Source organism: Gemmiger formicilis (assembly GCF_018784445.1).
In the GTDB taxonomy this organism is placed as follows: Bacteria; Bacillota; Clostridia; order Oscillospirales; family Ruminococcaceae; genus Gemmiger.
Genome location: NZ_WQOH01000097.1, coordinates 1 through 357, shown reverse-complemented (window position 1 = coordinate 357; position 357 = coordinate 1). Strand labels below are relative to the sequence as shown.

Genomic DNA, 357 nt, shown 5'->3' with positions numbered 1-357 from the left:
TCGGCTGACAGCAGGCGGGGATAGTCCTTCACATCCTGCGAGAGATTGATCTCCTCAGGAATCCAAAAGTTGTTCATGGCCTGCCGGTACCAGTCGCTGACCCAAGCGTACTTCATATTGTTGAAGTCGTTGAGGTTGGTGGTATTGCCGCCGATCATGCGCCGCAGGCGCACATCAAGGTTGCCCTCCGGGTTAAAGAGGGGCTTTTTCTTCAGTTCCGTCATGCTATCCTCCTTATGACGAGCAGCTTTCGCAGGCCTCGACCTCAAGGGCCTTGCTGCGGACATAGTAAATGGTCTTGACGCCGACCCTCCACGCCTCTAAATACAGTCTGAGCACCTGACGCATGGAATAGTC

1 protein-coding gene is annotated in these 357 nt (G+C 54.3%); it reads right to left on the bottom strand.

Annotation, left to right across the window (positions count from 1 at the left end):
- On the bottom strand, window positions 1-224 hold a 224-nt coding region (locus GPK89_RS15370), incomplete at its 3' end, for a ribonucleotide-diphosphate reductase subunit beta (RefSeq protein ID WP_215694471.1).
- Window positions 225-357 lie beyond the last annotated feature (133 nt).